Genomic DNA, 13,958 nt, shown 5'->3' with positions numbered 1-13,958 from the left:
TTTTCCTCTTATTTCAGACCGTAGAACTTCAGCAGGAATTCTCGGACCAGCTTGTTGCCGGCTTCCAGGGTCTTCTCCTCGTTTTCGCCGAGGATCCCCTGGCCGCCGTTCTGGAGGACTGCCCAGGCCTCGCCGAGCTGGATCTCGCGGAACCGAAGTTCCTCGCGAGTGGCCCCGGTGCCCTGGAGCCTGGTGCGTTGGCCCTCGTCCTCCTGGGTGAGACCGCGGGCCGCGGCTGCCGCGCGGATCATCGACATCGGGAACCGGCCGCGCTGGCCCAGCCGCCGGTCCTGGTTCTCCTCCCCGTTCTCGTTCGTGTTCTCGTACTCGGCGAACGCCTGGTGCAGGTCCAGCCCGCCGTTCTTCCGCCCGCGTGCCAGCAGATCGGTCGTCACGGCCGCGAATCCGAGGTTGGCGGGGCTTCTGGCGGACTCGCGGACGAACATCAGCCAGTGTGCATTGCGCACGAGCTCCTGTTGGGCCGGCGTGAACGAAGGAGGCAGGTGGCTGTTCGTGCTGTACGCCCTCAGCGCCGTGGCGAAGTCGATCTCGGACAGGCCGAGCCGGGTCAGATCGGTCGCGATCTCCGGGTACGCGCCGACTCCCTGGGTGATCGCGTTGGTGCCGCCCCGCTTCTTCTGTTCCTTGACCGGTTCGCCGTTCGGCCCGACCAGGTAGTGCTCCATCTTCCCGGTCGTGACGGCGTACGGAGGGAGGACGACGCGAGAACCGCTCGGCGCGGCCGAGAGTTCGAGGCTCGTGCCGCGGTTCCTGAGGTACCTGACGACGCCGGGTATGTCCTGTGAACCCTGTGTCCGGAGCGGCTGGTTCACGGCGTCGGCACCGGCCTGGTGCTTGAGGATCCGCATGTGCGTGGCGACGGCGATGACGTCGGCCCGCTCCAGCAGGGCGGTCGCCTCCGTGCGGATGATCCGGCGGACCTCCTCCGGCGTCAGCTCGAAGCCGCCCCCGGCCACGGCCCTTGGGTTGAGCAGGGCCTCGACGGTGAAGGCCGGACTCCCCGCCTCCGCCAGCGAGGTGAGCCGGTACCAGGCCCGCAGCCCGGCCAGGACGGGCCGGAGGACCACCTGCCGGAGGCCCCGGGCCAGCAGGCGCTGAATCCTCGGCCGGATGCGGGCCACGATCAGGTCCAGCCGCTGCTGCTTCGCCTGGGGCGAGTTCTCGTGGGCGCGGCGCTCGGCGCGCTGTTGCCGGCGCTTCTGCTGCCAGGCGCGGAGGCGCTCGCGTTGCCTGCGGTAGGCGTCGCGGATGCGGTGGGCGCCGTTGGTGAGGGCGCGGCCGAGCTTGCTGTGGAGCAGCTTGCGGCCGAGGGCGCGGGCGGCGGTGCGGACGCGGTTGAGAGCGGCCTTGACGGTCTGGCGGGAGGCGTTGAGGGCGCGGCCGACGGGGGAGGTGGGGCGGCGGCGGGGGGTGGGCTTCGGGCGGGTGACCTCGCGGCGGGGGCGTCCCGGGGTGAGTGCCGGGCGCTTCGCGTGTTCGATGGTGTGCCGGGCGGGCCCGGTGCGGGCGGGGCGGGTGGCGGTCCGGCTGGGGGAGGGGCGCCGGCGGAGCGTCCGGGTGGCCCGGCGCAGGCTCGCCCTGGCCTTGTCGACGGCCCGTCCGGCCGCCTTGCGGGCGCCCCGGCCGGCCCTGGCGAGGCCCTTCAGGATCCGCTGGGCGATCCCCTTGAGTTTGGTGCCGACGGCCTTCCCGGCTCCCTTGAGCTTGCTGAGCAGGAAGTTGGAGATGAAGTCGAGCAGTGCGACCACGCCCGCCGCGACCGCGTCGGCGAACAGGCAGGCGGCTGATCCGGACTTGACGGCCTTGAGGAAGGCGACGAACTTCCCGATCGCGGCGATGATCTTGCTGATGGTGTTCCATGCCGCGACCAGGCCCTGGATGACGGCCATGATCGCACCGGCCGCCGGCACGATCATCGACACCAGCTTCTCGACGACGATCGAGACGATCATTCCGGGCAGCGCCGCCACGATCGCCTGCCAGGCCATCCGTCCGATCTGGGCCATCGAGATGCAGCCCTTGACCAGGACGTTGACGATGGTGGAGGTCAGGCCGACGACCGACTCCACCTTGTCGTTGAACCACTGCTTCACCGCGCTCTTGATCGCGCCCCACAGGTAGTGCTGGATGCCGTCGACCGCCGCGGTGCCGAGCTTCTTCAGCCACCCGCCAGGGTCGGGGGCGATGTCGCCGATCAGGGCCGCGAACTCGCCGAACACCGCGATCGCCTTCTGCACGAAGTCGATGGCGTCCATCACCGCCTTGCGGACGGCCTCGATGGCGGCCTTCAGCCCCGCCTCCAGCGCGTCCAGCAGCGCGTTCAGCCCGGCCGCCAGCGCGTCGAGCAGCTTGTTGACGGCGTTCTTCAGCTTGTCGGCCCACTCGTTGACCTTGGCGACGGCCTTGTCGCGCCACTCCTCGATCTTCCTGCGGAACTTGTCCCGAAGTTCGGGGAAGGCCGCCAGCAGCACGTCGCAGATCTTGATCAGCGCGTCCGCGAGCTTGTTGATCAGGTCGACGGCGAACTTCCGCGCCTGGTCGATCGCCCAGTTCGCGAACTTGCGGAAGCCGTCGATGATGTCGTTGATCAGGCCGCGGAAGTAGTCGAAGACCTTGGTGACCGCCTCGACCAGCGCGTCGAAGGCCGCCTTGACCTTGGACTTGACCCAGCCCCACCAGCCCTCGGACTCCTCCTTCTTGCGGTCCTTCTCCTTCTGCGCCTTCTCCTCGGCCTCCTTCCGCTTGTCCTGGATCTTCTGGTTGTCCTGCTGCTGACGGTCCTGGACGTCCTTGTCGGCCTCGGTCCGCTTCCCGTCGATCTGCCCGGTCTTGTCCTTGTGCTCGGCGCCGGCGTCCTGGTCCGCGCCGGAGACCTTCTGGTCCTGCTCGGTGCGCCACTGCTCGCGCTCGGCCCTGACCTTCTCCGCGGCGTCGCCCCGCTCGCCGGCCTGGGCCTGGGCGTCGTCGGCCACCGCCTGGTCGATCTCGGCCTGGTTCTGCCGACGCGCGTCCGCCTCGCCCTGCTTCTGCTTGGCCTGCTCGGAGCCCAGCCGGCCCTGGCCCTCACCGACGGCGGCCTGGATCTGTGGCCCGCGCTCCTGCTGGGTGACGATGCCGATGCCCGGCTTGGTGTCGGCCGCGCGTCCGGCGCCGGCGCCCCCGCGCCTGCGGCCGCCGCCCGGTACGGAGGCGGTGAGGGTCTCCTTCGGCACGTCCGGGTAGATCCGGTCCTCGCCCATCGGCTTGGCGGCGTCCTCCCGGCCGACGCCGAGGATCCTGGCGGAGCTGTCCTTGAGCTTCGCCGCCTGCCGGTCGGTGCGCGCCGGGTCGCTCTCGCCGGTCAGTTCGACCCTGGGGGCCGGGCCGACGGTGGTGTTCAGCGCCGGGTCGGTCGAGGGCACCCCGTCGACGGCCCCCTGGACCTGCTGCACCTCCTGCGCCGAGACCTGGCCGCTCGCGTCGTCGGCGACGTGGGGATCGGCGACCCGGTCGGCGGGGTTGCGGCCCTCGACCTTCTTCTGCCCGGCCTGCTGCTGCCCGCCGTCCGCGCCCTGCGGACCGACCCGCTCCAGCCGCTCCGTCACCGCCTCGGCCGGCGGCGCGGCCTCGGGCGGGCCGGACTGGGTCTGCGGCGCCCCGGACGGGCGCTGGACGGCGGGCGGGGCCGCCTGCAGCCGGGCGTGCTGCTCGCCGACCGTACGGTCCACCGAACCGTCCACGCCGTCCAGCGTCACGGCCATCTGATCGGGCGGCAGGCTCGCGGCGGTGGCGAGTGCGCCCTGGGGGTCCTGGCCGGAGACGTCGGGCGGAGCCGGCTTCTCCTGCCGCTCGGCGGGGGCTCCGGCCGCGCCGCCCCCGGCCCCGGCCGCGCAGCCGCCTCCGGCGCCACCGGCGGCACCGTCCGGCTCCGCCTCGGTGGTGGGCTGCTGGGGGCCCGCGCAGGAGCCGCCGCCGGACTCCAGGGAGGCGTCCGGGGCGGGCTGGGCGCTGAGCCCGCCCGGTGCGTCGGACTGCTCGGCCGCCGGACCGGCGGCGGCGTCGGACGGCGCGGAGGTGTCGGACGGTACGGCGGCGTCGGACGGTACGGCGGTGGACGGCGCGGTGTCGGGCTCGGCCCCGGGCGGGCTCTCCGGGCCGTCGGCGCCGATTGATCCCGCCCCGGCGGGGGCGGCGGTGCGCTCCCGGGCGCTCGGCTTCTCGGAGTCCCGCGCCTCGGCGGCGGGCTCTTCCGGCTGCTGCTCCTGCGGCTCGTGCTGCGGGTCCGGGGCCGGCTGCGGCTCCGGCTGCGGATCCGGGGCCGCAGCAGGGGCGGCCGCCTGGCCCTGGGCCGGATCGGGGCCCACCTCCTGCTCGACCGGCTGTTCCGGCTGGAGGTCACGGCTGCCGCGGTCCTCGGCCTCCACGGCCTCCGCAGCCTGCCCGGCGGGCCCCGCCGTCCCTGCCGTCCCGGCGTCCGCGGCGGGGGCAGGCTCGGGTGAGGCCGCCGGCTCCTCGTCGCCCTCCGGTCGGCTCGCCCGCTCCTCCTGGACCGCCTCGGCCTTGGTCGCGGGCGGCTCGGGGAACGCCGGCGCCTCGGCGTTCGCGCCGGGCGCGCCGTCCGCCGACTGCGGGATCCGGTCGACGGTCGGGACGGCGGACACGTCGAGGTCCGACGTGGGCAGGAAGTCGGCGGGCCCCAGCTCCGGCTCGGCGGCGGACGACTGCGGCGGCTGCTCCCGGTCCGCGTCGGGGGCGTCGTGGACCTCGGCCTCCGCGCCGGGCTCCATGCCCAACGGCCGTTCCTCGTCCCGGGTTTCGCCCTGCGCTTGGTCGTCCTTGAGTAGTCCGTGCCGGGCGAGCGGGCTGTCCGGGGCCTGCGCGATCGCGTCCAGGCGCTCGGGTTTGACGGGCGCGGGCTGCGGCGGCGGGACGGCGGCCGGCTCCTTCGGGGTCGTACCGGCCGAGGGCTGGGCGGCGGCGTCCGGCTGCCCGGCTTCGGGCGCCCCGGTCACGGGGGCGGCCGCTGCCCGGCCCGCCTCCTCCGCCGCGGCGGGTGCCTCCGATGCCGTCCCGGGAGCCGCTGCGGACGCCTCCGGGGCGGCCTCGGGCTGCCCCGTCGGTGCTGCACTCTGTGGCGTACTCTGCGGTGTACTCTGCGGCGCCCGCTTGTCCTTGCCGTCCACGGGCGGTGCTTGCTGTTCCTCCTGCTGCTTCGGGCCCTGCTCGGTGCCCGCTTCGTCGTCCTGGCCCTTGCCGTCCTGGCCCTTGGGGCGCTTGCGCCGTCCCTTCGGGCCGTCCGGCCGGTCCGCCTCCTGGTCCGGCTGCCGGTCCCGCGCCTGCCCCGGCTCGTCGGCCCTCCCGTCGCCGGCCCGCTCCTCGTCGCTCCGTTCGTCGCCGGTCCGTTCGTCGCCGGTCCGCTCGGCGGCGCCGGTGACCGGCTCGGGCGTCTGGGCGCCGTCGATGTCGGCCGGGCGGTGCTCGGCGGCCTCGACCAGCTCCAGCACCCGGGTGTAGTCCGAGGAGGGCATCCGGTCCGCCAGGCGTGCGAGCACGGATTCCTGCAACTCGGGTGCGAAGCGCGCGAGTTGCAGGCGTACCCTGCCGGAGGAGTCGGTCGGGTCGCCGCGCAGCGAGCGCAGGATGCCGGCCGCCAGCCGCTCGACCAGGGTGGCCGGGTCGAGCCGCTCGGTGCGGAACCGGTCGGCGTCGACGGTCGCGTAGCGGAGCCAGCCCGGTGTGGCACCCGGCGTGGTAGCCGGCGTCGCCGCCGTCGGCCGGTCGGCGCGCGCGCCGTGCTCCGCCTCCCGTTCGATCGCGTCCAGCGGCAGGCTGACCGCGCCCAGGTCACGGCCGGCCCGCAGCGCGCCGAGCGGGTTCGGGGCCTGGACGGTGTGCAGCAACTCGTGGGTGAGCAGCCGTCGGCCGTCCTCGGCGGCCGGCCGGTACTTGCCCTCGCCGAAGAAGAGGTCCGGGCCGACGGCGACGGCGTCCGCGCCGATCAGCTCGGTCAGCGCGGCGGAGTCCCGGTCGGTGTGCACCCGGACCCGGCTGAGGTCGTGTCCGAGCCGCGCCTCCAACTCCCGCCGCACGCCCGGGTCGAGCGGCTGGCCGGCGCCGGAGACGATCTCCTTCGGCTCGGGCGTACGGGCCTTCGGCGTCCGCGTCCTGCGCCGGGCCGCGCCCTGCTTGGTGTCCGGCGCGGAGTCCTTCGCGGTGGCGGTGGGTCGCGTCATGTCCGCCCCCGTCCCGGCGGCCGGGCACCGCCGGATCGCACGGATCGCCCTGACAGCCCGGACAGCCCGCTGTGCACGGCGCGGGCGAGGGCCTCGCCGAGCCGCTGCGGTGAGACGCCCGCCGGCAGCGGCGGCAGCCCGGAGAGCACGTCCAGCGTGCGGTCGCCGCCGACCGCGAGCGGCACGCCGCGCGCCTCGACCAGGCGGGTCAGTTCGCTCCGGAACGCCGCCGCCAGCCGGTCGTGGTCGATCCGCGCGAAGCCGTCGAGGACCAGCTCGCCGATCTCGACCTCGATCCGCCCTGTGTTCCCGAGGCCGGTGTCGCTCCACCCGGCGCCCTCACGCCCGGTGCCCTGCCGCCCCGTCTCCGCCCCTTCGGTCAGATCCATCCGCCGACCTCCGAGGGCGTCAGCGAGCGCTCCAGCTTCAGGTACTCGGTGCGCGCGGCGGCCAGCAGGTGCCGCATCTGCATCGGGCAGCCCTCGTCGGCGGCCTGGAAGGCGGCGGACAGCGCGATGTTGCGGATGGAGCCGCCGGCCACCGTGAGCTGGGCGAGCCGCTGCGGATCGATGCCCTCGCTGGGAGTCTGCTTGGGGATGACCCGCCGCCAGATCTCGGCGCGCTCCGGCACCCCGGGGAACGGGAAGTCGACCACGAACCTGATCCGCCGCATGAACGCCGGGTCCAGCGCCTTCTTCATGTTGGTGGTGAGCACGGCCAGGCCCCGGTAGGCCTCCATCCTCATCAGCAGGTAGCTGACCTCGAGGTTGGCGTAGCGGTCGTGGCTGTCCTTGATCTCGCTGCGCTTGCCGAACAGCGCGTCGGCCTCGTCGAACAGCAGCAGCGCGCCGCCGCGTTCGGCCGCGTCGAAGACCCGTCGGAGGTTCTTCTCGGTCTCGCCGATGTACTTGCTGACGACCTGGGAGAGGTCGATGACGAACAGGTCCACACCGAGCTGCCCGGCGACGACCTCGGCCGCCAGCGTCTTCCCGGTGCCCGACCCGCCGGCGAACAGCGCGGTGACGCCGAGACCCCGGCGCAGCACGGACTCGAATCCCCACTCCTGGTAGACCGTGCCGCGACGGCGGACGTGGGCGACGATCTCGCGCAGCGTCGCGCGCTGGCGCTCCTCCAGCACCAGGTCCTCCCAGTCGGCGCGCGGCTCGACCCGCCGGCCCAACTCGTCCAGGGACATCCGGGCCTCCACCAGTCCGGCCTGCCACGCCAGTGGGCTGACGTCCCGGCCGTCCTCGGCCGCCCGCCGGGCCGTCGCCGCGGCCGAACGGATCACATGGCCGGGCAGGGAGAACTGCGCGGCCAGTGCCCGGAGTTCGCCCTCGGTGACGCCCGGTGCACCGTCCAGCGCCGCGCCCCAGATCGCCAGCTGCTCCTCGGGGCCGAGCGCGGGCACCGTCAGCCGGGCGCGGTCCGACACCCCCGCCGGCGGCGGCTCGTCGCCGGACACCACCAGCGGCACCCCCAGGCTCGCCAGGAAGGCCTCCGTCCCGTTCGGGGCCGGCCGGCGCTCCCCGCCCGGCTCCCCGCCCTCGACCAGCAGCGCGGCCGGGATCAGGATCGCCTCCCGCTGCCACAGCCGGGCGAGTTGCTCGCGCTCGGCGGGCTCGGTGGGCAGGTCCTCGCGGTGTGCGGCGTAGAGGCCGAGCCCGGCGCGGTGGGCCGCCGCCGCCGCGATCTCCCAGCGGGTGCGGCGGTCGGCGCCGGTCAGTTCGGTGTGCGGCGGGCCGGACAGCCCGGCCGCGGTCCACCCGTGTGCCAGCTCGGCCGCGCACCGCTCGTGCGGGCCGGGCAGTTCGCCGGGCGGCCCGACCCGGGTGAGCAGCCCGTGCAGCCGCACGTCGAGGTACGGCACGCCGACCAGGAAGTGCAGCACCCGCTCGTCGATCCGCAGCCGGGAGGCGGTGAGCGCCGTCTCGTCGTCCAGTTCGACCAGCCGGAAGCGGCGCAGCGGGGCCACCGGGGTGAGCGCGCTCCAGTGCGGCTGGTCCAGGGCGGCGAGGGCGAGCGAGAAGGTCGGGTACGCGCGCCCGGGGTCGCCGCCCGCCGCGGCGCAGCGGGCGGCGGCGGTGGGGTCGATCACGGGGGCGGCGGCCAGCACGAGGACGTCGCGCTCGAACGGGGTGAGCCCGAAGGAGGCGCTGAGCGCGTCCAGGGCGGTGGCGGTCGGTCGGCGCCCACCCCGGCGGCCGACAGCGGTGGACGGCATGGGCTTGTCGGACGCCGCGGGCTCACCGGACGCCGCGGGCCCGGGCTCACCGGACGCCGTCGGCCCGGACCCGTCGGACGCCGCCCGGTCGGTGCGGCCCGCCGCGTGCGCGTCGAGCCGTTCGAGGACGGCGGCGACCGCGGCCGACAGCGACCGCAGGTGCGCATCGTCCGCCGGGCCGTCGCGGCCCTGCCTCCGGCGCGTGCTCATCTCTCCCCCCGTCCTGCGGTCAGTGCGTCAGGTCCACGACGGGCCCGGCGAAGGACCCGTCCCCGGACACCGTCAACTCGCTCGGCACGCCGTCCACTTGGACCCGGGCCAGGTACGTCGTCGGGCGGACGCCGACGACCGGCACCCGGACCACGAACGGGTCGGTGCGCGGCTGCGGCGGCGCGGGCGCGCGGAACTGGTGGCTGGCCCCCGGCCGTCCGGCGGGCGGGTGCAACTCGTCCAGCAGCAGCAGGACCTGCTGGTCGTCCCGGAGCGGCAGGTCCAGTCGGACGTCCAGCCGGGCCGACACCCCGGCCGGTCCGTCCGTGCGGCCCGCCGTGCCGATCGGCGCGACGATCCGCGGTTGCCGGGCGAAGGTCTGCGCGTTGGACTCCACGGCGAGGTGGTCGGCGGCGGGCCGGCCGTCCAGTGCCAGTCCGTGCAGCACCTGCACCTGGTACACCCCGGGCGGAAGGTCCTCCGGTACGGCGACGACCAGCCGGTCGTCCCGGACGACACGGGGGTCGACCGCCACCCGCCGCTCGCCGAGCCGGGCCACGACCAGGTCCGCGCGCAGGCCGGAGCCCTCCACCACCAGCTCCCGGTCCTTGGTCACCGGCCCGTCCTCGGGGGCGCCCGCGGACCCGGCCGGCCGGGAGAGCACCCGATCGACGACCGGGCCGCGGGACGGCACGGCCCGCACCGTACGGCGCAGCACCGGCTTGCCGGCCACCGGGTCGGTCCTGCCCTCCACGAGGACGGCGGTGGCCTGGTAGACCACGGACAGCGCGTACGGCGTCTGGAGCAGGGTGCTCCACAGCTTGGACAGCTCCTCGAGGTCCATCGTGGTGGGGGTGAAGCGCACGCGCTGCGGCGAGGCGGCCAGGTCCGCCCCGACCAGGTACGGCTGGGCAGCCGCCTCGTCGATCAACTGCCTTGACAACACCGGCTGTTCGGTCAACGCCCGGACCACGCAGCCGAGCAGTCGCTGCCCGACCAGCTGGGCCTCCTCGCCGTAGCAGCTGATCAGGTAGTGCAGGTCGAGGGCGGCGGTCGGTCGGGTGAGCACGGTGCCGTCCGTCGCGCGGGTGGGCGCGTCGCGGTTGCGCAGCGCGGCGTTGGGCGTGACCTGGTACAGGAAGACGGTGATGGTCGGGTCGGCGGGCGGCTCGGTGAGCGGCCTGCGGACGCCGACCTCGACCGCGAAGGGGATGTCGGGCGAGAGCGCGCGGGTGATGAGCAGCCGCAGCGCCTCGCTCACGGTCGCGATCGCGAGGTGGTTGCTCATGGGGTCCGCTCCCTCGACGCGCCCACCCGCCCGGTCATGACGGCTCCCGGCTGAGGTACCTGTCCAGGTCGACGGCCGGGGCCGGGCGGGCCGCCGCCGGCCTGCGCGGCCCGACTGGGGTGCGCTCGGCGGCCCTGACCTCGACCCGCCCGATCTGGACCCGCACCACCCGCTCGACGGGCCGCTGCCGCCCGCGGTCCCCGCTCCCGGGCGCGTGGCCCAGGGCGGCCGCCAGGGCGGCCCGCCGTCCGGACGCCGGTGCGACGGCGGGCCGCACCGGTACGGGCGGCGCCCCGGCAGCCCGGGGGACGGCCGTCCGGGACGGTGCGGTGCCGGGCGGTGCGGTGCCGGCCGACGGGGCCGCCGGGCGGGCGGCCCGGGCCCGCACCACCGGCTCGACGGCCGGCGCGGCGGCGGGGGCGATCGGCGGCGCGACCAGCAGCGGTGTGCGTGGCAGCGGAAGGACGGGCGCGGCCGCCGGCCGGTCGGCGTGGGCCGCCGTCCGGGGCGCTCCCTCGGCCGGGGCCGTACGGGGTACCGCCGTCGGCCGGGGGAGCGGTCCGGCAGCCGGCCGCACGTCCGGCCGGTCCGGTGCGGCCGACTCCCCGTCGACGTCCGGCCGGGCCGGACCGAGACCGTCGATCCGTTCGAACGGCCCGGGCAGGCGCGGCCGCACGCGCACCACGGCCTCGGGCCCGGCGTCGGACCCGGACCCGGACCCGGAACCGGCCCGGTCCCGGCCCCGGGCGCCCTTCGCGACCAGGCGGTCGAAGTGGTCAGGCATCTGCACACAGCTCCAGGTAGTAGCGGCGCCGCAGCGGGCTGAGCGCCAGGATCTCCGCCTCGCTCCAGCCGTAGGCGGTGGCCAGGAGATGGACGTCGAGCAGGGTCGCCCGGGCCCAGTCGTCCAGCTCCTCCCAGAGGTAGGAGGCGATGTCCAGCTCGGCGAGGGCCTGCCGGCCGCACTCGGGGCAGCTGAGGTTCAGCCGGACGTCCGCGCACGGGTCGGCCGCGGCGGCGGCCTCGGCGATGCGCCGCTGGACCGGTTCGGGGAGTTGCCGGGCGGCCACCGGCTCCCCGCCGTGCTCGGCGGTCAGCACGCACCGCTCCAGCAGGACGGCCCTGCCCCGGCCCGCGGGGGCCTGTTCGGCGGCGGCCACGTCACCGGCGGTGGGCAGCCGGAAACCGACCCGCCAGCCGTCCAGTTCCAGCCGCAGCGGCCCGGCTCGGCCCGGCCGGGTGCCGTCGCCCGACTCCGCGGCGCCACCCGACTCCCCGGTACCGCCCGACACCGCCGAACCGACCAACTGCCGGGCGTCGAAGGCGAACTCCATCTCCTCCGCACAACCCGGGCAGCCGGCCCGCACGTTCAGCTGCTCGCCGAACAACTCCACGCGCAGGCCGAACAGTTCGGCGTCCCGCTCGCCGAGCGGTACGGCCAGCAGCTCCGCCGTCCCCGCCCCGGGGCGGGCGACGGTGTGCAGCAGCAGGGCCCGCCCGCTGCGGCCCGCCGCCAGCCCGGCCTCCCAGGTGGCCAACAGGGCTGCCTGCCCGGCGAGTTCCATCGGTCCCCGCTCAGGCCGGCTGCTGGAACGACGGCTCTTCCGGTTCGGGCGTCTCGTCGTCCCGCTCCCAGCCCTCCACCTCCAGTTTGAGGCTCTGGATCGCCACCGCGTTGGCGTTGGCGTCCAGTTCGCCGAGCACCTGGTACTCGCTCGGCCAGGCGCGGTACAGCTTGTGGGCGACCGCCACCTGGCCGGCCTCGTTGAGCACCTGGATCACCAGGTCCTTGCGGAAGTCCCGGAGGGAGACCTCCGCCCCGCGGCCCGCGCCGACCATCCAGACCTTGTTGGCCCAGCGGTCGAACTCCGGGTCGTGGGTGACGCCGCGCTCCAGGGTGACCGCCTCGAAGTCGGTGCGGCCCGGCGACTTCCGCGGCGCGCTCGGATCGCCCCCGCTGCGGTGCTTCACCACCTCGGTGGTGCGCTTGAGCGGGCTGACCTTGCTGACCCCGGCGACGACCCGGCCGTCCCAGACCACCAGGAACTTGAAGTTCTTGTAGGGGTCGAACCGGTGCGGATTGACGGTGAACTCGACCATGGAGATCCTAAACCTCGAACTGTCCGGCGAGCTGCTCGATCTTGACGATCACGAATTCCGCCGGCTTGAGGGGCGCGAATCCGACCACGACGTTCACCACGCCGCGATTGACGTCGTCCTGCGTGGTGGTGTCCCTGTCGCACTTCACGAAGTAGGCCGAGCGCGCGGACGTGCCCTGGAACGCGCCCTGCTGGAACAGCGAGTGCAGGAACGCGCCCACGTTCAGCCGGATCTGCGCCCACAGCCGCTCGTCGTTGGGCTCGAACACGACCCACTTGGTACCGCGGTAGAGGCTCTCCTCCAGCATCAGCGCGAGGCGTCGCACCGGGACGTACTTCCACTGCGAGCCGAGCACGTCGGCGCCGGCCATCGTCCGGGCACCCCACACCACCGGGCCCACCACCGGGAACGTCCGCAGGCAGTTCACCGCGAGCGGGTTCAGCAGGCCGTTCTCCCGGTCCGTCAGCGGGACGGTCAGCGCGCGCACCCCGGGCAGGCCGGCCTCGGTGCCCGCGGGCGCCTTCCACACGCCCCGCTGGCCGTCGGTGCGGGCCATCACGCCGGCGATGGTGCCCGACGGCGGGAAGGTGCGCAGCCGGCCGGTGAGCGGGTCGACCAGCTCCAGGTGCGGGAAGTAGAGCGCCGCGTGGTCGCTGCGCACCGAGTCGAAGGCGGACAGGCCCGTCCGGGCGGCGTCCAGCGTCGTCCACGCCTGCGGCGAGTCGACGATCAGGAACATCCGCTTCTCCGCGCAGAGCGCCTGGGCGGCCGAGACGACCGTGACGGCGTCGTCGACGTTGGTGTAGCCGGCCAGTTCCGGCAGCACCAGCAGGTTGACGTCCTGCACGTCGCGCAGGGCCTGGATGCCGGTCTTGGCCGCCTCGCTGCCGATCAGGTCGGTCAGGCCGGGGGCTCCGCCGTCCTGGCCGCCGGCGAGGGCGAGGACCGGCGGGCTGACCGAGCCCTCCAAGCCGAGGTTGTTGGCGGCCTCGCCGAGGAAGCGGACCACGTCGGCCGGGTCGGTGGAGCCGGCGACGACCTGGAGCTGCCGGCCGAACACGGTCACCCGGGTGCCCGCGAAGACCCGGCTGCCCGGGGCGTCGGGCAGCGCGCGCAGCTTGCGTTCCAGCAGCAGGGCGAGTTCGGGGACGGTGGTCGGCGCGGCGCCGTCCACGGCCGGGTCATGGATCCGGACCGTCCGGGACACGTCGCCGATCTTGACCTGGATCTCGTGGGTGAGGTCCGGCAGGGTGGCCGCGAACGGCTTGGAGACGGTGCCCACCGGGTCCGGCCGGCTCCCCGCCAGGACCTTCACCCGGACGACCGTCGAACCGTCGTTCACCACCGTCTCGGCGAACCGGGGGCTGGTATCCCGGACCGACAGGTCGGTGAAGGACTCCCGGACGGCGCCCGAGGTGTCGAAGACCTGGAGGTTGAAGGTCTCGGCCGGGGTCGGCGTCCGGTAGTCCACGGCGACCCGCAGCGCCGCCCCCCAGAGCCCCGGCTCGACGGCCGTGACCTCCAGGGCGGGGGTGGCGGTGGAGGTCTGGGTCGACTGGAGCGTGACGCCCGCGGCGGCGCCGGTACCGGCCGCCGCGACCCGGACCACGACGCCGATCGAGCCCCCGTTGAGGAAGAACTGCTGGACGGCGTAGCTGACCGGGCTCTGGCTCGCGAGCCCGCCGAAGCGGCGCTCGAAGTCCGCGAAACTGGTGACGGTGACGGGCTGGTCGAGCGGGCCGCGCCGGGTCGCCCCGACGAAGGCGGTCACCGAGGTGCTCACCGCGGTGATGGTACGGACGCCGCTGGGAAGCTCTTCGATGTAGACGCCCGGGTAGGTCGGTGTCGTCGGCAAATTCCCCCTCCGTTCACTTCGTGCATCAAGGGACCCGGGAAAGTGATT

The 13,958-nt window shown here is 74.8% G+C and carries 8 protein-coding genes; all 8 read right to left on the bottom strand.

Annotated features, from left to right (window positions below; genetic code table 11):
- Positions 1–8 precede the first annotated feature (8 nt).
- From ACZ5OX_RS17755 to ACZ5OX_RS17720, 8 genes are read right to left on the bottom strand one after another with little or no spacing between them, the layout of a single operon-like run.
- Entirely contained in the window at positions 9–6,233 is a 6,225-nt protein-coding gene (locus ACZ5OX_RS17755; protein WP_465630797.1) for an eCIS core domain-containing protein, read from the bottom strand.
- Positions 6,230–6,622 (bottom strand): hypothetical protein, encoded by a 393-nt coding sequence (locus ACZ5OX_RS17750; RefSeq protein ID WP_465630796.1) that lies wholly within the window; start codon positions 6,620–6,622, stop codon positions 6,230–6,232. Before ACZ5OX_RS17750 ends, ACZ5OX_RS17755 begins: the two co-directional genes overlap by 4 nt.
- Complete coding sequence (locus ACZ5OX_RS17745) at positions 6,613–8,667, bottom strand: ATP-binding protein (RefSeq protein ID WP_465630794.1); 2,055 nt, start codon at positions 8,665–8,667, stop codon at positions 6,613–6,615. The genes ACZ5OX_RS17750 and ACZ5OX_RS17745 overlap by 10 nt, the downstream gene beginning before the upstream one ends.
- 19 nt (positions 8,668–8,686) lie before the next feature.
- Entirely contained in the window at positions 8,687–9,955 is a 1,269-nt protein-coding gene (locus ACZ5OX_RS17740) for a Pvc16 family protein (protein ID WP_465630792.1), read from the bottom strand.
- Between the two features lie 34 nt (positions 9,956–9,989).
- Positions 9,990–10,739, bottom strand: coding sequence for a hypothetical protein (locus tag ACZ5OX_RS17735; RefSeq protein WP_465630791.1), 750 nt, complete (start codon positions 10,737–10,739; stop codon positions 9,990–9,992).
- On the bottom strand, positions 10,732–11,520 hold the full coding sequence (locus ACZ5OX_RS17730) for a hypothetical protein (RefSeq protein ID WP_465630789.1): 789 nt from the start codon (positions 11,518–11,520) through the stop codon (positions 10,732–10,734). Before ACZ5OX_RS17730 ends, ACZ5OX_RS17735 begins: the two co-directional genes overlap by 8 nt.
- Before the next feature lie 10 nt (positions 11,521–11,530).
- Positions 11,531–12,055: a phage tail protein gene (locus tag ACZ5OX_RS17725; protein WP_392870870.1), complete on the bottom strand. Its 525-nt coding sequence runs from the start codon at positions 12,053–12,055 to the stop codon at positions 11,531–11,533.
- A 7-nt stretch (positions 12,056–12,062) separates the two neighbouring features.
- A complete protein-coding gene (locus ACZ5OX_RS17720; protein WP_465630786.1) occupies positions 12,063–13,910 on the bottom strand; it encodes a phage tail sheath C-terminal domain-containing protein in 1,848 nt (615 codons plus the stop codon).
- Between the last annotated feature and the right edge of the window lie 48 nt (positions 13,911–13,958).

The sequence above is a fragment of the Kitasatospora sp. NPDC032121 genome, from assembly GCF_055580145.1.
Note: the sequence above shows the minus strand (reverse complement) of the source record. Positions and strands in the feature narration are given on the sequence as shown.